Raw genomic sequence first — 21,129 nt, forward strand, 5'->3', positions numbered from 1 at the left:
GAGATTGAGTGACTGGAGGTCATTCATTGAAAAGGAGATATCATGACAAAACGTGCACTGATCAGTGTATCTGACAAAGCGGGCATTGTAGAATTTGCCCAGGAATTAACAGCCCTTGGTTGGGAGATTATCTCAACGGGTGGTACAAAAACTGCTCTTGACAATGCAGGGGTAGCTACCATTGCTATCGACGATGTGACAGGTTTCCCTGAAATGATGGACGGTCGTGTTAAGACCCTTCATCCAAAAATCCACGGTGGGCTTTTGGCACGTCGTGATTTGGATAGCCATTTGGAAGCGGCAAGCCAGCATGAGATTGGCTTGATTGACCTTGTGGTGGTCAACCTTTATCCATTTAAAGAGACGATCTTGCGTCCAGATGTGACTTACGATTTGGCGGTGGAAAATATCGATATCGGTGGCCCTTCTATGCTCCGCTCCGCTGCGAAAAACCATGCTAGCGTAACGGTTGTGGTAGATCCAGCAGACTATGCGGTGGTTCTTGATGAGCTCAAGGCAGATGGTGAAACGACTTACGCTACTCGTCAACGTTTGGCGGCTAAAGTTTACCGTCACACAGCAGCTTATGATGCCTTGATTGCGGATTACTTTACAGCGCAAGTTGGTGAAACCAAGCCTGAAAAACTAACCATCACTTACGACCTCAAACAGCCGATGCGCTACGGCGAAAACCCTCAACAGGATGCTGATTTCTACCAGTCAGCGATTCTGACGGAGTATTCTATCGCGTCAGCGAAACAGCTCAACGGTAAGGAACTTTCATTCAATAACATCCGTGATGCTGATGCGGCTATTCGCATTATCCGTGATTTCACAGACAAACCGACAGTGGTGGCGCTCAAGCACATGAACCCTTGTGGTATCGGTCAAGCAGACACGATTGAAGGGGCTTGGGACAATGCTTACGCTGCTGACCCAGTTTCGATTTTCGGTGGAATTGTCGTTCTCAACCGTGAGGTGGATGCGGCTACCGCAGAAAAAATGCATCCGATTTTCTTAGAAATCATCATTGCACCAAGTTATTCAGAAGAAGCGCTAGCTATTTTGACCAATAAAAAGAAAAACTTGCGCATCTTGGAGTTGCCATTTGACGCACAAGAGGCGAGTGAGAATGAAGCGGAATACACAGGTGTAGTTGGCGGAATGTTGGTGCAAAACCAAGACGTCATCAAGGAAAATCCAGCCGACTGGCAAGTCGTGACCAAACGTCAACCAGATGCGCGTGAGCAAGTGGCTCTTGAGTTTGCTTGGAAGGCCATCAAGTATGTGAAATCAAACGGTATCTTGATTGCCAACGACCACATGACCCTTGGCGTTGGCCCGGGTCAGACCAACCGTGTGGCCTCTGTCCGTATCGCGATTGAGCAGGCTAAAGACCGCCTTGATGGTGCAGTCCTTGCCTCAGATGCCTTCTTCCCATTTGCAGATAACATCGAAGAAATCGCAGCCGCAGGCATCAAAGCCATCGTCCAACCAGGTGGCTCCGTCCGCGACCAAGACTCGATTGACGCTGCAGATAAGCACGGTATTGCAATGATCTTTACGGGTGTGAGACATTTTAGACATTAAGGAGAATATATGAAAAATGTAATAAACAAGAAAGTTAATGGGAATGTAAATAACATTGATAATTCAATAAAACAAACAAATAATTATTTTCTTACCAATATAACAACTAATGTTGGTGAGAGTGGCTCATCAAGTGGTGAGGCGGAAATGTTTGGAATTGGAATTCTTGCACTAGCTGTAATGGCAATTTTAGTTATATTTTTTAATCCAGTCATGGATTTTCTAAATAATAATATCAACTATGTGTGGTCATATCTTGTTGTTGTTTCTTTAGTTCCGTTAATCTATATTGTTATAAAATCAGGTGATTATAAAATAAAAAATACAATTATTGCAGTAGTGCAGATTGTTGTAGTTGTGATTGCGAATATTATTAATCAGAATCTTCATTTCCCAGAGGAATTAACCAATTATTTGAGTCAATATTCTAACGGACAATTAGGAGCAGACAACTTTTCAAATGCTTTTGCTAGTTATTTTAGTGAAGGAAATTCTCAGTTGGTTGTCTATTTATTTTTGTATAGCATATGTTATGCACTTTCTCTCTTATCTCCGGTTGCTATTGCATATGGAACTTTTAGATTTAAAAAGATACCTAATATTTTGCCATGGATAGCTATAATAATTTCACTACTATTCAGTTTTTTTGGACTAAAAATAATTGAGTAGGGTTACAAGGATATTGAAATTTTAGATATTTAGCTTTACTTAAACAAGGAAAGCTATACTAGAATCAATCCTAAATAACTTTTCTTTTTTCATAATCTCCTAGAGAATCTCAATTCACAAGAGTTGGGATTTTCTTTTTTATTTTACGAATTAATTATAAAATGACTGCTTTATTGACAAGAGAAGGGAAAAGTTCCAAAATAAGAATCAAAGTATTCAAGAGGTGGAAAATATGGCAACAATGACACTACGTATCAATGATCAAGATGGTGAATTGATTAAGAAATATATCCAAGTAAACGGGTTGACCATTTCAGAATTTGCGCGTCAGGCTATGTTGGAAAAAATTGAAGAAGAGTACGATTTGCAAGTACTTCGTCAGGCGATGGCCGAGGATGATGGGGTGAGAATTTCTCACGAAGAACTGATGAAGGAATTCGGTCTATGAGTTATCAGGTAACTTATACCCAAAAGGCAGTCAAGCAACTTAAAAAATTAGATGCTTTCACTCGTTCTACAATTTTGTATTGGATTGATAAGCATTTAGCGAATACAGACAATCCTCTCCAATATGGCAAAGGTCTAGCCGCTAATTACTCTGATAAGTGGTGCTATCGTGTCGGACTTTATTGTATCCTATCCAACATTTATGACGATGTCATCGTGATTGAAAGTGTTGCAGTCGGATATCGTAAAGAAATCTACTAAAACAAGCTGTCTGGCTTGTTTTTTGCTATAATGAAATCAGAAACTCACAGGAGGTCATTATGACAGAGGGAAAACAGTACAACTGGGCGACATTGGGGACGGGTGTGATTGCAAATGAGTTAGCGCAAGCCTTGGAGAGTCAAGGTAAAAAGCTTTACTCGGTTGCCAATCGGACCTATGATAAGGGCGTAGCTTTTGCCCAAAAATATGGGATTGAGAAAGTTTATCAGAACATTGATGAGGTTTTTGAGGATCCTGAGGTGGATATCATTTACATCTCGACGCCACACAATACCCATATCAATTTCTTGCGAAAGGCTTTGGCTAAGGGCAAGCATGTGCTGTGTGAGAAGTCCATTACGCTGAATTCTGAAGAATTGGCAGAGGCGATTGCTTTAGCAGAAGAAAACCATGTGGTATTGGCGGAAGCTATGACTATTTTCCATATGCCGATTTACCGTAAGTTGACAGAGGTGGTGGCTTCTGGCAAGTTGGGTGAGCTCAAGCTGATTCAGATGAATTTTGGGAGTTATAAGGACTACGACATGACCAATCGCTTTTTCAGCCGAGAGCTAGCAGGCGGTGCTTTACTTGACATCGGTGTTTACGCTCTTTCTTTTGTTCGTTGGTTCATGAGTTCTATCCCAAATCAGATGGCTTCACAGGTCAAGCTGGCGCCGACTGGCGTGGATGAGCAGGTGGGGATTCTTCTGACCAATGCCGAAGGAGAGATGGCGACGATTGCGCTCAGTCTTCACGCCAAGCAACCAAAACGCGGAACCATCGCTTACGACAAAGGTTACATCGAGCTCTACGAGTACCCACGTGGGCAAAAGGCGGTCATTACTTACACTGAGGATGGTCACCAAGAAGTGATTGAAGCTGGTGATACCGCACAGGCCCTTTCTTATGAACTGGCTGATATGGAAAAAGCTGTCGCAGGTATTGAGAATCGTATGTATCTTGATTATACCCGTGATGTCATGGCGATGATGACGCGGCTCCGCAGGGAATGGGGCATGACTTACCCAGAGGAAGAGTAAATAAAATGATTTTAAGAATTTTTAAAGAAAACTTTTAGGAATGCTTAAGGATGACAAGCTATACTATAACCATCCTAAATAAATTTTTTCTTTTTTATAAATCTCCTAAGAAGAAGGTTGGGACATAAATCTCAACCTTCTATTTTTAATGGTAATAACAGATTGACGCAGTGGTTGATTGGAAGTCTCCAACTGGGCACTTCTTCATTTTCAAGTGTCCACCTAAAACAGTTCACCGGACTGTTTTAGTACTACGCAATCGTTAGCGGTCATCCTAATCAACTGTGCGGAGGTGAGATGACAAAATCGAAATCGTCATTTTTTGACGATTTAACGATTTTTGTCCCCCTCTCTTTTTTACGTTTTACATCAGATCACCCAGTTTTGGGTGATTTTTTTTGATACCACCGCATATTATTTTAAAAATAACGAACAAATATGTTATAATGTAACTATATTATTCGTAAGTTAAATCCGTAATCACTGATGTGATGGTTTGAAGGATTAAGGTGAGGTAATCGAAATGAAATTACTTGTTGTTGGTTCAGGTGGTCGTGAACATGCGATTGCTAAGAAATTGCTAGAGAGTCCCCAAGTTACAGATGTCTTTGTCGCGCCAGGAAATGATGGCATGACCTTGGATGGCTTGCAATTGGTTAATATCGGAATTTCCGAACATTCTACGATGATTGATTTTGCTAAAGCAAATGACATTGCTTGGACTTTTATTGGACCAGATGATGCCTTGGCAGCTGGCATCGTTGATGAGTTTAATCAAGCGGGACTCAAAGCCTTTGGGCCATCACGTTTAGCAGCGGAGCTGGAGTGGTCAAAAGATTTTGCTAAGGAAATCATGGTCACATACGGTATTCCGACAGCAGCCTATGGCACATTTTCCGACTTTGACAAAGCAAAGGCCTACATCGAAGAAAAGGGTGCACCAATCGTGGTGAAGGCGGACGGCCTAGCGCTCGGTAAGGGTGTGGTCGTGGCTGAGACGGTGGAGCAGGCGGTTGAGGCGGCGCGTGACATGTTTTTGGACAATAAGTTCGGCGATTCAGGTGCGCGCGTGGTGATTGAGGAGTTTCTGGACGGTGAGGAATTTTCGCTCTTTGCCTTTGTTAATGGCGAGCAGTTTTACCTCATGCCAACGGCTCAGGATCACAAACGTGCCTTTGATGGCGATAAGGGGCCAAATACGGGTGGTATGGGGGCTTATGCGCCAGTTCCTCATCTCCCGCAAAGTGTTGTGGACACAGCGGTTGAGACTATCGTGAAGCCAGTCCTCAAGGGGATGATAGCAGAAGGGCGTCCTTACCTTGGGATTCTCTACTGTGGCTTGATTTTGACAGCTGACGGACCGAAGGTCATCGAGTTCAACGCTCGCTTTGGAGATCCCGAGACTCAGATTATCCTCCCTCGCCTAACCTCAGATTTTGCGCAGAATATCACGGATATTTTAGAGGGCAAACCAGCCAACATCACGTGGCACGAAGACAGCGTGACCCTTGGCGTTGTCGTCGCATCAAACGGCTACCCGCTCGATTACGAAAAAGGCGTAGTCCTTCCAGAAAAGACTACTGGCGATATCGTCACCTACTATGCAGGGGCTAAGTTTTCGGAAAATAGCAAAGCATTGCTATCTAATGGCGGTCGCGTCTATATGCTCGTCACCACAGCCGATACTGTCCCAGCAGCGCAGGAAAAAATCTATGCTGAACTCACTAACCAAAACACCGAAGGCCTCTTTTACCGAAATGACATCGGAAGCAAAGCCGTGAAATAAAATATAATGTAATCAGAAGAACGAGCGTAAGCGAGATAAACCCGTCAGTTGTTGCCGTTCAGAAAAGCATAAATGAGAAAGAATTTAGAAAGAAATTTGACATTAGAAGGTTTGCGACACGAAGAAGCGATTTCGATAATAAATCGCTGATGAGTTAGTGCAGTGCTTAGGCTATGTCCGATAGGAATAGCCGTAGTTGGTTGAGTGAAGTATTCACCAACCAAACTCAGCACTGCCTGACGTCCCACAGCACTTAAACACCTTATCAAAAAGAAAAAAAGGAATTAAAAAATGAAACCAATTATTTCCATTATCATGGGCTCAAAATCAGACTGGGCGACCATGCAAAAAACAGCTGAAGTCCTCGACCAGTTTGGCATAGCCTACGAGAAAAAAGTCGTCTCTGCCCACCGCACACCAGACCTTATGTTCAAACACGCGGAAGAAGCACGCGACCGTGGCATCAAAATCATCATCGCAGGTGCTGGCGGAGCAGCCCACCTTCCTGGTATGGTCGCAGCCAAGACAACTTTGCCTGTCATCGGTGTGCCTGTGAAATCACGTGCCCTTAGTGGTTTGGATTCCCTCTATTCCATTGTTCAGATGCCTGGCGGTGTGCCTGTAGCAACCATGGCGATTGGAGAAGCGGGAGCAACCAACGCAGCACTAACTGCCCTTCGTATCCTTTCTATCGAGGATGGAAAAATAGCAGAGCAGCTCAGCCATTTCCACGAGGAACAAGGACGCATCGCAGAGGAGTCAACCCATGAACTCAACTAAAACAATTGGAATTATCGGTGGCGGTCAGCTGGGGCAGATGATGGCGATTTCTGCCATCTATATGGGGCACAAGGTCATCACCCTTGATCCAGCAGCGGATTGTCCAGCGTCGCGCGTGAGTGAGGTGATCGTAGCGCCTTACAGCGATGTGGAGGCGCTTCGCCAACTGGCAGAGCATTGTGATGTGCTTACCTATGAGTTTGAAAATGTTGATGCGGATGCGCTGGATGCTGTCGCCAAAGAAGGACAATTGCCTCAGGGGACAGACCTTCTTCGCATATCGCAAAACCGTATTTTTGAAAAAGATTTCTTGGCCAATAAAGCTGGCGTGACCGTGGCACCTTACAAGGTGGTGACTTCTAGCCTTGACTTGGAACATCTTGACCTGTCAAAAAAACATGTCCTCAAAACAGCGACAGGTGGCTATGATGGACATGGTCAAGTCGTTATTCGCTCGGAAGCAGACCTTGAAGATGCTAACAAACTAGCAAACTCTGCCGAGTGCGTCTTGGAAGAATTTGTGAGCTTTGATTTGGAAATTTCCGTTATCGTGTCTGGCAATGGCAAAGATGTCACTGTCTTTCCTGTTCAGGAAAATATCCACCGTAACAATATCCTGTCAAAAACCATCGTCCCAGCCCGAATTTCAGACAAGTTGAGCGTTAAAGCGCAGGCTATGGCAGTGAAAATAGCAGAGCAGCTTAACTTATCTGGCACTCTCTGTGTGGAAATGTTTGTGGCAGGCGATGAGATTCTGGTCAATGAAATCGCCCCTCGTCCCCACAATTCAGGGCATTATTCCATCGAAGCCTGTGACTTTTCACAATTTGACACTCATATCTTGGGTGTGTTAGGAAAGCCACTACCAGCCATCAAACTCCATGCCCCAGCCGTCATGCTCAATGTCCTCGGCCAACACATGGAACAAGCCCAAGCCTATATCGCAGAAAAACCTAGCGCCCACCTCCACCTCTATGGTAAAATAGAAGCAAAGCACAACCGCAAGATGGGACATGTAACGGTGTTTAGTGATGAGCCTGATAGTGTGGAGTTTTAGGAGGTTACTATGGTTCAAGAATTATTTATTGATTTTCGAGACACAAATTCAACTGTAAATATTCCGCTAGGAGAGAATGTTGTGTTATTTGGAGAAAATGGAGCAGGAAAAACTCGTGTTTTGAGAACTATTCATTCAATAATTGAATTATCTAAAGCATCATCAAGTGCAAAATTAAGCAATATTTTAAAAGATTTAAATATAGAAAACTTTAAGTTGAATGGTGTCAAATATGATGAACTGTTCAAAGGAAAAACTCGACTAGTTTCAAGAGAGAATGATAGATTTAGAGAGTATTTTCAAGAGTATAAAGAATTATTCAAAATGTATGTGGAAATGAAAATGGATTTTATTTCTACGGGTTTAGTAATTGATAATTTTTCTAATGCTGATATTAGAAGATGCAGGGAAGCGTTAGATTACTTTGTAAGGAGTGACTTTCCAAATGATTTTTCCCCAAACCTTATAAGAAGGTGGGCATATGATACTAGTCGAGTATCGGTAAGTTTATTGAAAGATGATAGCATTCATTCAAGTAGGATTGAGCGTGATTTATATGAATATGAGCGTATAATTGAACAAGTAATAAATAATTACGTACATAATTTTGGAGCTATCAACGCCTTAGCAAAAACACAAAGGTTAGATAATAAGAAATCTAAACTAAAAAAAGAACTAGCTAGTAAGTCTTCAATAGTTATTTCAACTGGGGAAAAAGATTTTGAATTATTCTTTACAGAAATACGAAAACGAGTGTTGGATTTTAAAACGAGTCTATTTAATTCATTATGGGAACAGAGTGGAACCCCATCTAAAGTGATTGACGAGATTAATTTGTTGAAAAGAAAAGTAATACGTTTTAATGATGTGATCAGCAGATATTTTAATTTAGTGATTGAGCTTGATAGAAGTGGAGAATTTACTTTTTACAAATCAGGAAGTGAACTTGAAATATCAAAATTTTCATCAGGTGAACGGAATATTATATTTCTATTTTTTAATTTAATATTCATAGATGTGGATATATATCTTATAGACGAGCCAGAAATTTCATTATCTTTATCTTTTCAAAAGAGAATAGTTGGAGATATTTTTGATGTAGTTAAAGGAAAGTCTGTAATTATTGCGACACATGCTCCATATATTTACAAGGATTTTAAATCTTATAGTACTAATAATAAGGTGGTAAAAATAGAAAACAATGTTAGATATTGAAAGTGATGAAAGTTTAGAAACTTACGACGAATTTCTTGAAGAAGTTAGTTCAAAACCATTTTGCTTTGTAGAAGGAAATAATAAATTTTTTTATCAGCAAATTAAAGAATTGTATCCTTATGTTGTAGACAATGGTGGGAATTGTATTGATATAATAGAAAAGGTAGAACATGACAAAGATAAAGTAGGAATAATTGACAATGATTATAGAGACAAAACTAAACATTTTGATAACATTGTAAAAATTGACTACTATTCTATTGAAAATATTGCTTTACAAAAGGTTCCTGAATTCACTTGTCTTAAAAATGAGTTAAAGAAGAACCAATTAGAAGAGTTAAAAATCCATGATATAAAGGTTAATTTTTTTCCACAAGAGATTGAAAATGCCAATTTTGAATTACTGCTTGGTAGAAAATATACAGAAGATACTCGTATTAACTACGTTCAGGGAACGATTACATCTGTTGATTCCTTGATTAAGTATAAAAATTTAAAAGTAGCTGTTGAAGGAACGAGTAGATATTTAAAGATGAAATTTCAAAAAAATATACAGTATATTAATGATTTACATAACTATATTAATGATAAATCATTAAAAGAAATTTTATCTAAAGATGAGTACAATCGCTTCTTAGTAATTGATAAATCAGTACGTAAGCAAGTATAGTAAGTGAAATGTAAGGAGTAAAAATGCTAAAACGTTATTCACGCCCTGAGATGGCGAACATTTGGAGTGAAGAGAACAAGTACCGTGCTTGGTTAGAGGTGGAAATCCTCGCTGATGAGGCATGGGCTGAGTTGGGTGAGATTCCCAAGGAAGATGTGGCGAAGATTCGCGCCAATGCGAGCTTTGACATCAACCGCATTTTAGAAATTGAAGAGGAGACGCGTCACGATGTGGTGGCTTTCACCCGTGCGGTGTCTGAGACCCTCGGTGAGGAGCGCAAGTGGGTGCACTATGGCTTGACTTCTACTGATGTGGTGGATACGGCTTACGGCTACCTCTACAAGCAGGCTAACGATATTATCCGTCGTGACCTTGAAAACTTTACCAACATCGTGGCAGAGAAAGCAAAAGAGCACAAGATGACCATCATGATGGGGCGTACCCACGGGGTGCATGCGGAGCCAACGACCTTCGGTCTCAAATTAGCGACTTGGTACAGTGAAATGAAGCGCAACCAAGAGCGTTTTGAGCGCGCAGCAGCTGGTGTTGAGGCTGGTAAAATTTCTGGTGCCGTTGGGAACTTTGCCAACATTCCTCCTTTCGTCGAGGAGTATGTTTGTAGTAAATTAGGCATCCGCCCGCAAGAAATTTCAACGCAGGTGTTACCTCGTGACCTCCATGCCGAATATTTTGCGGTATTGGCTAGCATCGCGACATCCATTGAACGGATGGCAACAGAGATCCGTGGTCTGCAAAAATCTGAGCAACGTGAAGTCGAAGAGTTCTTTGCCAAAGGTCAAAAAGGCAGCTCTGCTATGCCTCACAAACGTAACCCAATCGGTTCAGAAAACATGACAGGGCTTGCGCGTGTCATTCGTGGGCACATGGTGACGGCTTATGAGAACGTGGCTCTCTGGCACGAGCGTGATATTTCGCACTCATCTGCGGAGCGTATCATCACACCAGACACGACCATCCTCATCAACTACATGCTCAACCGTTTTGGTAATATCGTCAAGAATTTGACGGTCTTCCCTGAAAACATGATCCGCAACATGAATTCTACTTTTGGCTTGATTTATAGCCAACGTGTGATGTTGAAACTCATCGAAAAAGGCATGACGCGTGAGGAAGCTTACGACTTGGTACAACCAAAAACAGCCTACTCATGGGACAACCAAGTGGACTTTAAACCGTTGCTTGAAGCAGACGAAAAAGTCACTGCCAAACTTACCCAAGACGAAATCGACGAACTCTTCAACCCGGTTTATTATACAAAACGAGTGGATGATATTTTTAAACGTCTAGGACTAGACTAATCACTAACGAAACTGATGGCAAAAGCTGTCAGTTTTTTGTGTGTGAAATATATAATGTTCGTAAATTACTATTGAAACATTAAGATAATCTTAAGATAACCATAAGATTACATAAATTCTGCTTATTATTGAAAAAAACATTCTGAAATTTAATACAATGTAGATAATAAATATGTGGAGAGCGTGAAATGCTAAATGGTTTTGGTCAAAAAGTAAGAGATTTACGTGAAGGTTTGCATATTACTCGAGAAGAGTTTTGTGGCGATGAAACCGAGTTGTCTATTCGGCAATTAGCGCGTATTGAAAGTGGGCAGTCTATTCCAACGCTAGCTAAAGTAGAATACATTGCTCAACAACTAGGAGTAACTGTAGGAAGTCTCACAGATGGAGAAAACTTAGAATTGCCCAAGAGATATAAGGAGTTAAAGTACCTGATATTAAGAACTCCCACTTATCTAGACGAAGAGCGCTTAAAAGTTCGCGAAGAGCAATTTGATGAGATTTTTGAGGAATATTATGATAAGTTGCCAGAAGCTGAACAAGTGTTAGTTGATATTGTACAAGCAAGATTTGAAGTTTTTAATAGTGGCAATAAAGAGTTCGGATCAAGTATTCTAGAGGATTATTTTGAACAAGTAAAAAAGAAAAAATTTTATGGTATTAATGATATGGCTTTAATTGATCTTTATCTGATTTGTGTGCTTGTTGAAAATTTTGATGTAGAATTTTATGATGAGGTCACTTATAATCAATTTATTCAAAATTTAAGGAATCAAGGATCATATTTAAATGTTGAGGATTTATTTTTCTTAAATAAAATTTATCTTATAATCTGCTCGGTATTGGTCAAAAAAGGAGACTATGCACAATTGGAGGATTATTTAGATGAGTTATATCACCTTATTTTAAAAAGTCAGGATTTCCAACGAATGCCACTTTATTATATGTATCGTTGGAAATACAGTTTATCTTATTTAGATGATAAAAATAGTGCTGAAGAATTTTATGCGCACGCTATTCTTTTTGCAGAGATGACTAGTGATTTGTATTTAGTCAAAAAATTAAAAGATGAGTGGAAGAAGAATATCGGTGAGGAGATGTAAATTTAAGCTTAATTTGCAATATGACATTTTTGTCATGTTACTTCTTTGGTTGATACTGTAGAATAACATTTGTAAATAAAAAATAATATTCATGAGGAGCAATTTACAAATGAAAAAAATCTATTATTACTATCTACTAATTTTACCTTTATTGGCTTGTGTTTTGCAAAAGTTAGGGGAATCTAATTGGTGGGAAGGATTGTAGAGATAAACAATGATTCAACATATTATCAATATTTTACAAGGAGAACAAACATGCAACTTATGATTACCAACAAAACCTTTATTCCACAGCTCATTTGGATTTCGTCACCTGATACGCTCACTGAAGAGGTGGTTCTGTTAAAATCTCGTGAAACAAAGTGTGTGAGAGGAAATTCTTCTTTACGTGATGTAACGGTTTGGGATAGAAGTGTTGACTATCGTTTGGGACAACTTGATAAGAAGCGTATGAGCAGACATTTTAGCATTAAGACGATTGGCTAAATTTGTCTAAAATTTTTTGAAAAGAGCCATTTATAAGGAATTAGAATGCTTCTTTGACCTGATTCCTTGTAAGTGGTTCTTTTATGATTGAATGATAGAGCTGACCTTTCAGAAGAACTTCTATTTTGATTATTGGTAGAATATAGTTTGGAAAAATTATAGTAGTGACTCCATAAACACTAAATGTCGATATCAATCAAATAAGAGTCTTTTTTGTGCCAATGCTCTGCCTTTATTTTTAACTACCGAAGTGATAAAATACTGTTATGACTAGATTTTTAGATGCAGAAACAATGGGTGATGAAGCTACTGTTGAGCGCACGCTTCGCCCGCAATATTTTAGGGAATACATCGGTCAGGATAAGGTTAAAGACCAGCTTTCAATCTTTATTGAGGCTGCTAAGTTGCGTGATGAGGCGCTGGATCATGTCTTGCTTTTTGGTCCTCCTGGTCTTGGTAAGACGACGATGGCTTTCGTGATTGCCAATGAACTTGGTGTTAATCTCAAGCAAACTTCGGGTCCAATTATTGAGAAGGCTGGCGATTTGGTGGCCATTCTTAATGATCTTGAGCCTGGGGATGTCCTTTTTATTGATGAAATCCACCGGATGCCGATGGCGGTTGAAGAAGTGCTTTACAGTGCCATGGAAGATTTTTACATCGACATCATGATCGGTTCTGGCGAGACTAGCCGAAGTGTTCACCTTGATTTGCCGCCGTTCACGCTAATTGGGGCGACGACTCGGGCGGGGATGCTTTCCAACCCTTTGCGTGCTCGCTTTGGGATTAGTGGTCATATGGAGTATTATGAGCTGGATGATTTGGCGGAAATAGTAGAACGTACGGCCGATATTTTTGAGGCGGAAATTACGCATGAGGCCGCAATCGAGTTGGCTAGACGTAGCCGAGGGACGCCTCGTATAGCTAATCGTCTATTAAAACGCGTGCGTGACTTTGCTCAAATTATGGGGGATGGTTTAATTGATGACCAAATGACCGATAAGGCTCTCAATATGTTAGATGTTGACCATGAAGGTTTGGATTACGTTGACCAAAAAATTTTACGTACCATGATTGAGACATATGGAGGAGGTCCGGTTGGTCTAGGGACTCTTTCTGTCAATATCGCTGAAGAACGAGATACGGTAGAAGATATGTATGAGCCTTATCTCATTCAAAAAGGGTTTATTATGAGGACACGGACAGGACGGGTTGCCACAGCAAAAGCCTATGAACATTTGGGATATCCTTATCAGGAAAAATCTTAATTTATCTGAATGTCCAATCTATAACTAATACTTGAAAGCTAGGTTGCTACCTAGATTTTATAGCGTAATCCTAGTGTTACGCTATTTTTCTTTTATGACAATCATGCTATTTTTTGCTACAATAACGGCAAGAATAGGGTAATACTTAACCAAATTCAAAAATTACTTTTTTACTTCTTTCTAAAAAGGTGCGGACGCTCAAAAGGTTCGGGGAACCTTTTGAGGTGGGAAATAAAGCTAACGAAGTCAGTGTCCCAACCTCCTACGGAGTTTCATTGCTACTTTTTGAGCCTAGGTCTCAAAAAGTCCGTTCTTATCAAGAGTAAACTCTCGATAAGAATACCACCATGACGAAAGAAGCTCTGGTAAATCAAGCCATTTATTGGTTCTTGATTTGACTTAAACTGCTAATTTTGATTTTAAATGAATATAAGTATCTTTTTGGTCTTATCCACAGAGAAGGAGATTGCTATGTCAATGTTATTATCACCAGTTGAATTATCTGGTCTATCACTGAAAAATCGTGTGGTGATGCCGCCAATGTGTATGTACGAAGTTAAAGCAGAAGATGGTCTTCCAACAGCTTTTCACCATGCTCACTACGGAGCGCGTGCGATTGGAGGTGTCGGTCTTATCATTCAAGAAGCGACAGCTGTTGAACCAGATGGACGTCTAACTAAATATGATTTAGGGCTTTGGAATGATGAGCAAAAGGACGCATTATCAGCATTAGTAACTGAACTGCATACGTTTGGAGCTAAGGTAGGTGTTCAGTTAGGTCATGGTGGCCGTAAGTCTGCGGATGCACCAAACCCCTATGCTCCAAGTGCCATTCCTTTTGATGATAGCTACCATGCTCCTCAAGAGATGACTCGTGATGATATCGAGCGTATTAAAGGGGCTTTTGTTGCGTCAGCTATTCGTGCCGACCAAGCAGGATACGACATGATTGAGCTTCACGGGGCTCATGGTTACCTCATTAACCAATTTTTAGAACCAATAACAAACCAACGTACAGATGCTTATGGAGGTTCTTTGGAAAATCGCTTCCGCTTCTTAAAGGAAATCGTTGAAGAGATTAAAAAAGTCTTTTCAAAACCTATCTGGGTTCGCCTATCTGTAACATCATACGATGAAAATAGAAATACACTTGAAGATTATCAGCAAATTGCAAAGTGGTTAGAAGAGTTAGGCGTTGCAGCGCTTGATATTTCGACAGGAGGCCTTTTACCAATCAGACCGAATATCCCAATTTACGGTGGATACCAAGCAGGATTTTCAGCAAAAATCAAGGAAGTTGTCACAATTCCAGTGACAGCAGTTGGACTTCTTAATAGCCCAGAACTCTGTGAGTATATTTTACAAAATGGCCAAGCAGACTTGATTCAAGTTGGACGAGGTCTGATTCGTAATACGAATTGGTTAGCAGATGCAGCGGAAATCCTCCATGATCATGATTATAACGTTTATAATAATTCATACAAACGTGGACAGGTCAGATAGGATTAAAAGATTTATTAAAAACATAGCGCTTCAAAAAAAGTGCTATGTTTTTTGATAATTGTTCCTGCTAGATAAAAAGGTATAAATTTTTGTAATGAGGAAGTTATCTTTAAGTTAAACATCAAGTTTTGTAAACAAGACTTGCAACATATTGTAGCAAAAACAAGTGGGTAATAATAAAAATAGTTATCCTATCTAATTGACAATACAAAGTAGATGGATTATGATAAGGATATAAAATCTACTTGGTATTACAAAGTAGTCAGAAAGGAGGAGGAGATGGCTGTTGACACGCAATTACTAAAAGGTATTTTAGAGGGCTGTGTATTGGGGATTATCGTGCGTGGGGAAACCTATGGTTATGAGATATTGTCTGAATTGGAAAAGACAGGACTAGCTGGCATTGGTGAAGGAACCCTCTACCCCGTCTTGACGCGTTTGGATAAGCAGGGCTATATCACTTGTCGAAGAGGCAAATCTCCTCTTGGTCCTATCCGAAAGTATTATAGCATTACTCCAGAAGGTCGTGAAAAATTGCAGAGCTTCCAAGCTGATTTTCAGACCATAGTAGCCAGTGTGGAGCAGATTTTAGAATCGAAATAGGAGGTTTTATGAGTTTCTTTCAATTAGCAGAGCAGTTATCAGATCCTTACAAGGCGGTATTTAATCGAGTATATTTGTATGCAACTATTCAAGAAATTCCTGATGACGTATGCAATGATGCCATGCTCAATTTATACGATGTTTTGTATACAGCACAGGCGGAAAAGAAGCCAATTGAGCAGATTGTTGGAGATGACATTGAAGCTTTTTGTCAGTCCTATTTTGATCAACGCAAGCTTCACCGTTTTCTTACCTCTTTACCAGATCGTTTTTTCCGATGGGGAAAATGGATTTTGGAGTGGAAGTCTTCTTTATGGCGGGGGATTGGTTGACAGAACAAAATGTTGAATCTTTGAATCTTTCTACCTACCTTTTTGGTATCCTCGCGACTCTTCTCATCATTCCTATTGCCCATTTTCTTTATTATTTTCTGATTCAAAAAGGGAATCGGAAAGTTGGGTTCTTTTATGTAGTGATTTTCCTTATAACACTCTTTTTGCTGGTGGGAATTTATTTCTTCGGTCGGAAATTTGTATGGATTGTCCCTCGTTTTTGGACCTTGGGACTTGTGGGGGCTTATATTCTCCCCTATCAACTCTTTCTTTTCTATCGAAACCGTAGAAAATTTGGAACATGGTACAATCCAGATGACAGACTGTTAAAGCAGGAAATGAAAGCTGCTAAGAAGACAGTATTTTCAAATCAACTAAAAAAAGAATTGCACAAAATTTATGCGAGACGTTTCCGAAAACACTTAGCCAAAGGCAACTCATCAGAAAGCTTTTACCAGAAGTTGGAAAAGGATTTGCGACGGGATAAAGTCATTGCCAAGTGGTATTGGTTGCTAGGAGTAGTGATAGTTCTATTTTTTGTTATTTCTATCTATCTGAAGGATTCGCTGGTGGAGAGCCTCATTTTTACAGCGATTGAGGTAGCGGTTGTTTTTCCTATTGTATTTTATGTCCGGCGACTCACAACAAGTGGTTTTCCATTAAGAGAGCGTTGGCTGGAAAAAGCAGCGCCTTATCGAGCAAACTTACAGGAATTTTTTGACCAGAAGGAGGGTGACAAATGATTGAATTTTTCTTTGAACTATTAGGCATGTTGGTCTTTGAATTTGCGGATTTTGTAACAGAACAAAAAGTAGCCAAGCAAGCTAAATATCGTCACTTTTATTTCTGGGGTGGGTGGCTAAGTTGTCTAGCAGTTCTGATAATGACAGGTATCGTTGGCTTAACAACATGGGCAATTGTTGCTATTTCATTGCGAGATGATAATTTTAGATGGATGCTGTTGCTGGGCTTTTTTTTACTAGGGTTGTTACTCTTTAGTCTCAGACGCTTTTGGCGTAATTTAAAAATCATGTGGCACTTAAGAAGAGTCTATTTCAATTTGTGATGTCAGGGCATGCAAAAGGATATCATAGTTTAAGCTGGAATTTCTCCAGCTTTTATTATCTGGACGTATCGTTATACTTAACAAACATCAAAAATTACTTTTTTGTTTCTTTCTTAAAAGTGCGGACGCTCAAAAGGTTTGGGGAACCTTTTGAGGTGGGAAATAGAGTTGACAAAGTCAATATCAAAACCTCCTATGGAGTTTCATTGCTACTTTTTGAGCCTAGGTCTCAAAAAGTCCGTTCTTATCAAGCAAATTACCCTCGCTTTTTTATTTCTGAGCTTGGGCTAAAACTGTCCACTGGACAGTTTCACTAATAAGAATACCACTATAGCGAAAGAAACGTTTTAACCTCACTTCGTTCGGTGGTCTATCAATAATATTAGAAGTTCTAAAATGCTAATTTTGATTTTGGATGAGTATTAAAAAATGTTCACCGTTTTAAAAAGACAACTTTCTTCCTATTTAATTATATGTTTTTTAATGAATGGTACTTTTTAAATATTTCTAAATTGAAAAAATTTTTTTAGTGAATAGTAAATAGGAAGAAAAGGAAAAATGTGATTTCCACATTAAATTTTGAGTGTACCTTTTGTGAAAAAAGTGCTATGATAATTCCTAAGGAGGTGGACTATGAGTCTTGCATCACAAGCTATTTTAGAGGTCGAAGGAAAAATTTCAGATCGTCTAAGAGAGCATGAGGAGGCAATTTCAGCCCTTAGTCATAAGACAGACCAAGATTTAGCAGCTGCGGCAGAAGCTAGTGGCAAAGCGATTTTAGCATATCAAAAAGCTAAAGAGTCTCAGTTGACTGGCGAAATTGCCCAAAAAGAAACGGCATCTCAGCAACAGATTTCAGAAGAAGTTGCGAGATTAACAGACAAGGTTGCTCAGAAAGAAGCTGAGCTCATTGCTAGCATTTTAGAGGAGGTAAGGACGCGGTATGGCGGTATCTAAAATGCAAAAACTTCTCATTCTGACGGATTATCAGACGAGAGGTGAACTTTTAAAATCCGTCCAAGAATTTCAAGCTTTTGAGCCGGCTGCGGTAGAGGATATGCGTTGCGGGGACAAGACATTGAGTGAGTTAACAACTCAAATACAGTCCCTTGAAACAGAATTAGCTCAAGTAGCGCAGGCTCAGACCTATTTGAAAGCTGTCACCCCGAAAAAAATTTGGAGTGATCGTTTCCATTTAACTGCGCAAGCTTTTGCCAAAAAAATGACAGAGGTAAAAGAACGTGACCTTTTAGGGCAAGTTCTGGCTCTTCAGCAAAAGTCCGGTTTGGTGCAAAAGCAACTGGATGATTTGGATGAAAATATCGAGCTTGCCAATAAGTGGAAGACACTTTCTTTTTTGAAAAAAGATCGCAGAGCATTGAAGGCAACTTATGCTATCATAGGGACTTTGCCTGAGGATCCAAATCAAGAAAAGCTAAGTCAACTTTTGGCGCGTGATGATTTCTATGTGGAGCGTTTGTTCCAAAATGATTTGGAACAAGGCTTAGTGGTCTATGCGAACCGTGCTGCCAAACATGAGCTCAAGGAGTTTTTGGACACTCTTCACTTTGATCAGTTTGATTTTCCTTTTGGAAAATTACCTGCTGAGCAATTGAAAGATTTCAAGATTGAACGTTCAAAGCTACTGGATGAACAAAAAGCAGTTGCTGCTAAATTAAGGGTTCTCAGTCAAGATTATGCAGATTTGATGTTCTTAGAAGAAGACCTTTACAATCAAAAGGAGCGTCTTCGTGCAGAACAATTACTGGCATCTGGTCAAGAGCTGGTTGGTTTATCTGGCTGGGTCAGAGAGGAAGACATTTCTCATTTGAAGGAGCTTTTAGCAGAGACTCTGCCATCAGGATCTTACATCAGTTTGGTTGACGATACAGAGGTTCCTGAAAAAGAGATACCAACGCAATTATCTAACCATCCTTTAGTTGAACCATTTGAACTTTTGACAGAGATGTATAGTCTGCCTAAGTATTCTGAGGTTGACCCTACTCCATATATGGCTCCTTTCTATGCTGTCTTCTTTGGGATGATGGTTGCTGATATTGGGTATGGGTTACTTATGCTCTTAGGGACTGGTTATGCCCTAACGAGAATGAAGCAGTCCAAAGGGATGCGTAAAAATATGAAGTTGTTTCATATTTTGTCTTACCCAACCATTTTATGGGGAGTTTTCTTTGGTTCCTTCTTCGGGATTGAATTACCTTTCCACGTCTTATCAACATCGACAGATGTTATTTCGATTTTGATTTTGTCAGTGGTATTTGGATTTATCCAATTGATGTTTGGTTTAGCCATCAATACAGGCTTACAAATTAAGGCAAAAGATTACCCAGCTGCTGTTTCAGATGGTATTGGTTGGTTAGGATTACTAGTAGGTGTTATCTTACTTGTTTTACAATCAGTAACTGGACAGGCTATTCTTGGTGAAGTTGGGAAATGGGTGCTTATTGTCAATGCTGTGCTTATTGTTTTAGGTACTGCAGCAGGTGCAAAAAATAAATTCCTAGGTCTTGGCTCAGGTCTTTATAAATTATATGGGGCAACCTCTTATATTGGTGATGTGGCTAGTTACACACGTTTGATGGCACTTTGTGTGTCAGGTGCAAGTATTGCTTCTTCCTTTAACATGGTTGTTGGCTTATTACCGCCTCTGGCACGTTTTTCAGTCGGTATTCCCTTAATTCTTGCTTTACAGGCACTAAACCTAGGGATGTCACTACTGGGAGCTTATGTTCATGCGATCCGTCTTCAATTTGTTGAATTTTTTGGCAAATTCTATGAAGGTGGTGGGCGTGCTTTTAAACCACTAAAAACTTACGAAAAATACACAGATTTAAAAACTAGAAAAATGGAGAAATAATAACATGAAAGCATTTTTAGAATTTTTGACATCAGCTAACGGTGGTGTCCTTATGGCTGTAACAGGTATGGCGATTTCAATGATTTTTGCAGGAACTGGATCAGCTAAAGGTGTTGGTATGACAGGTGAAGCAGCAGCTGCACTTGCAAAAGAACAACCAGAAAAATTTGGTAAATCATTGATTTTACAATTGTTGCCAGGTACACAAGGTTTTTACGGCATGATCATCTCATTGATGATTTTCTTGAAATTAGGAAGCGAGATTGATTTCCAACTTGGTGCGAAGCTTTTGGCAGCAGGCTTCACAATGGGATTCACTGGATTAACATCAGCAATTGCCCAAGGCCGTGTTGCTACGACTGGTATTCAAATTTTGGCTAAAAACGAAGAACACTTTATGAAAGGTGCTATCTACGCAGGTATGGTTGAGATGTATGCCATCCTTGGTCTCGTTATTGCCATCATGATTCTTGTCTAAGCGGGTGGCGCTTATGGCAGAATTACAGGAATTTACAGCTAATATTTTAGCTCGTAAAGAGGAAGAATTGTCGCTTTTATTAGAAAAAGCAACAGCTGATGAGAAGGCTAGACTAGAAGCAGGTTTAATGGCTATTTCTGAAAAAGAAAGAGCAGAAAAAGCAAAGCTAGATAGTAAATTTGCTTTAGAGACGGCAACGGCCTTGCAAGGTATTGACAATAAAAGCCGTAATACCATTCTTTCAAATCGACAAGAGCAGTTGCGTAGTTTGTTTGACAAGGCCTATCAAACCATGGCAAATTGGGATAGCCAAACTTTTAATGGTTTCTTACAAGGTGTCTTGGAGCAGTTGGATAAAAGTAAACACTACCGTTTACAGCTAGGTGAACAGAGTCAACATGACCTGAATTTACCATCTCATGTGAGTTTAGATTCAGAAAGTATTCCAAACGAAGCAGGTTTTGTTCTTGAAGCTGATGGTGTGCGTTACAATTATCTTTTCCGTGCCCTTTTAACTGATTTGACCCAAGACATGATGGGACGTTTGTCACGTCAACTTGGATAGCAAGGAGGTTGCT

23 protein-coding genes are annotated in these 21,129 nt (G+C 39.9%); all 23 read left to right on the forward strand.

Annotation, left to right across the window (positions count from 1 at the left end):
• Window positions 1-42: 42 nt before the first annotated feature.
• The 23 genes from purH (at window position 43) to AB6M99_RS00325 (ending at window position 21,116) form a co-directional block, all read left to right on the forward strand.
• Window positions 43-1,590, forward strand: a complete 1,548-nt coding sequence (gene purH, locus AB6M99_RS00215; protein ID WP_121835870.1) for a bifunctional phosphoribosylaminoimidazolecarboxamide formyltransferase/IMP cyclohydrolase — start codon at window positions 43-45, stop codon at window positions 1,588-1,590.
• A 9-nt stretch (window positions 1,591-1,599) separates the two neighbouring features.
• Window positions 1,600-2,259 carry a hypothetical protein gene (locus AB6M99_RS00220; protein WP_369350851.1) on the forward strand — a complete coding sequence of 220 codons (660 nt, stop codon included), beginning with the start codon at window positions 1,600-1,602 and terminating at the stop codon, window positions 2,257-2,259.
• Between the two features lie 232 nt (window positions 2,260-2,491).
• Window positions 2,492-2,707, forward strand: a complete 216-nt coding sequence (relB, locus tag AB6M99_RS00225) for a type II toxin-antitoxin system RelB family antitoxin (protein WP_121835873.1) — start codon at window positions 2,492-2,494, stop codon at window positions 2,705-2,707.
• Window positions 2,704-2,967, forward strand: coding sequence for a type II toxin-antitoxin system RelE/ParE family toxin (locus AB6M99_RS00230; RefSeq protein ID WP_121835874.1), 264 nt, complete (start codon window positions 2,704-2,706; stop codon window positions 2,965-2,967). Before relB ends, AB6M99_RS00230 begins: the two co-directional genes overlap by 4 nt.
• 59 nt (window positions 2,968-3,026) lie before the next feature.
• Window positions 3,027-4,010, forward strand: a complete 984-nt coding sequence (locus AB6M99_RS00235; protein WP_121835875.1) for a Gfo/Idh/MocA family protein — start codon at window positions 3,027-3,029, stop codon at window positions 4,008-4,010.
• Between the two features lie 523 nt (window positions 4,011-4,533).
• Window positions 4,534-5,796: a phosphoribosylamine--glycine ligase gene (gene purD / locus AB6M99_RS00240; RefSeq protein ID WP_369350854.1), complete on the forward strand. Its 1,263-nt coding sequence runs from the start codon at window positions 4,534-4,536 to the stop codon at window positions 5,794-5,796.
• A 291-nt stretch (window positions 5,797-6,087) separates the two neighbouring features.
• On the forward strand, window positions 6,088-6,576 hold the full coding sequence (gene purE / locus AB6M99_RS00245) for a 5-(carboxyamino)imidazole ribonucleotide mutase (protein ID WP_121835877.1): 489 nt from the start codon (window positions 6,088-6,090) through the stop codon (window positions 6,574-6,576).
• Window positions 6,563-7,633 carry a 5-(carboxyamino)imidazole ribonucleotide synthase gene (purK, locus tag AB6M99_RS00250; RefSeq protein ID WP_121835878.1) on the forward strand — a complete coding sequence of 357 codons (1,071 nt, stop codon included), beginning with the start codon at window positions 6,563-6,565 and terminating at the stop codon, window positions 7,631-7,633. Before purE ends, purK begins: the two co-directional genes overlap by 14 nt.
• A 9-nt stretch (window positions 7,634-7,642) precedes the next feature.
• Window positions 7,643-8,848: an AAA family ATPase gene (locus AB6M99_RS00255; protein ID WP_121835879.1), complete on the forward strand. Its 1,206-nt coding sequence runs from the start codon at window positions 7,643-7,645 to the stop codon at window positions 8,846-8,848.
• On the forward strand, window positions 8,835-9,518 hold the full coding sequence (locus AB6M99_RS00260) for a hypothetical protein (protein WP_121835880.1): 684 nt from the start codon (window positions 8,835-8,837) through the stop codon (window positions 9,516-9,518). Before AB6M99_RS00255 ends, AB6M99_RS00260 begins: the two co-directional genes overlap by 14 nt.
• Window positions 9,519-9,541: 23 nt before the next feature.
• On the forward strand, window positions 9,542-10,837 hold the full coding sequence (gene purB, locus AB6M99_RS00265; RefSeq protein ID WP_121835881.1) for an adenylosuccinate lyase: 1,296 nt from the start codon (window positions 9,542-9,544) through the stop codon (window positions 10,835-10,837).
• Window positions 10,838-11,025: 188 nt separating this feature from the next.
• Complete coding sequence (locus AB6M99_RS00270; RefSeq protein ID WP_369350858.1) at window positions 11,026-11,940, forward strand: helix-turn-helix domain-containing protein; 915 nt, start codon at window positions 11,026-11,028, stop codon at window positions 11,938-11,940.
• Window positions 11,941-12,195: 255 nt separating this feature from the next.
• The gene (locus tag AB6M99_RS00275) at window positions 12,196-12,426 is read left to right on the forward strand and encodes a hypothetical protein (protein WP_121835883.1); all 231 of its coding nucleotides are present in this window, start codon (window positions 12,196-12,198) and stop codon (window positions 12,424-12,426) included.
• A gap of 266 nt (window positions 12,427-12,692) precedes the next feature.
• The gene (gene ruvB, locus AB6M99_RS00280; RefSeq protein WP_121835884.1) at window positions 12,693-13,694 is read left to right on the forward strand and encodes a Holliday junction branch migration DNA helicase RuvB; all 1,002 of its coding nucleotides are present in this window, start codon (window positions 12,693-12,695) and stop codon (window positions 13,692-13,694) included.
• A gap of 471 nt (window positions 13,695-14,165) precedes the next feature.
• A complete protein-coding gene (locus AB6M99_RS00285) occupies window positions 14,166-15,197 on the forward strand; it encodes an NADH:flavin oxidoreductase/NADH oxidase (protein WP_369350861.1) in 1,032 nt (343 codons plus the stop codon).
• 279 nt (window positions 15,198-15,476) lie between these two features.
• Window positions 15,477-15,800, forward strand: coding sequence for a PadR family transcriptional regulator (locus AB6M99_RS00290; RefSeq protein ID WP_121835886.1), 324 nt, complete (start codon window positions 15,477-15,479; stop codon window positions 15,798-15,800).
• Window positions 15,801-15,808: 8 nt separating this feature from the next.
• Window positions 15,809-16,132: a hypothetical protein gene (locus AB6M99_RS00295; RefSeq protein WP_121835887.1), complete on the forward strand. Its 324-nt coding sequence runs from the start codon at window positions 15,809-15,811 to the stop codon at window positions 16,130-16,132.
• The gene (locus AB6M99_RS00300; protein WP_121835888.1) at window positions 16,114-16,875 is read left to right on the forward strand and encodes a hypothetical protein; all 762 of its coding nucleotides are present in this window, start codon (window positions 16,114-16,116) and stop codon (window positions 16,873-16,875) included. The genes AB6M99_RS00295 and AB6M99_RS00300 overlap by 19 nt, the downstream gene beginning before the upstream one ends.
• A complete protein-coding gene (locus AB6M99_RS00305; RefSeq protein WP_121835889.1) occupies window positions 16,872-17,198 on the forward strand; it encodes a hypothetical protein in 327 nt (108 codons plus the stop codon). Before AB6M99_RS00300 ends, AB6M99_RS00305 begins: the two co-directional genes overlap by 4 nt.
• Window positions 17,199-17,831: 633 nt before the next feature.
• Window positions 17,832-18,155, forward strand: coding sequence for a hypothetical protein (locus tag AB6M99_RS00310; RefSeq protein WP_121835891.1), 324 nt, complete (start codon window positions 17,832-17,834; stop codon window positions 18,153-18,155).
• A complete protein-coding gene (locus AB6M99_RS00315; RefSeq protein WP_121835892.1) occupies window positions 18,142-20,073 on the forward strand; it encodes a V-type ATP synthase subunit I in 1,932 nt (643 codons plus the stop codon). Before AB6M99_RS00310 ends, AB6M99_RS00315 begins: the two co-directional genes overlap by 14 nt.
• Window positions 20,074-20,077: 4 nt before the next feature.
• On the forward strand, window positions 20,078-20,551 hold the full coding sequence (locus AB6M99_RS00320) for a V-type ATP synthase subunit K (protein WP_121835893.1): 474 nt from the start codon (window positions 20,078-20,080) through the stop codon (window positions 20,549-20,551).
• A gap of 13 nt (window positions 20,552-20,564) precedes the next feature.
• Window positions 20,565-21,116: a hypothetical protein gene (locus AB6M99_RS00325; RefSeq protein WP_121835894.1), complete on the forward strand. Its 552-nt coding sequence runs from the start codon at window positions 20,565-20,567 to the stop codon at window positions 21,114-21,116.
• Window positions 21,117-21,129 lie beyond the last annotated feature (13 nt).

It is taken from the genome of Streptococcus hillyeri, from assembly GCF_041081565.1.
Taxonomy (GTDB): domain Bacteria; phylum Bacillota; class Bacilli; order Lactobacillales; family Streptococcaceae; genus Streptococcus; species Streptococcus hillyeri.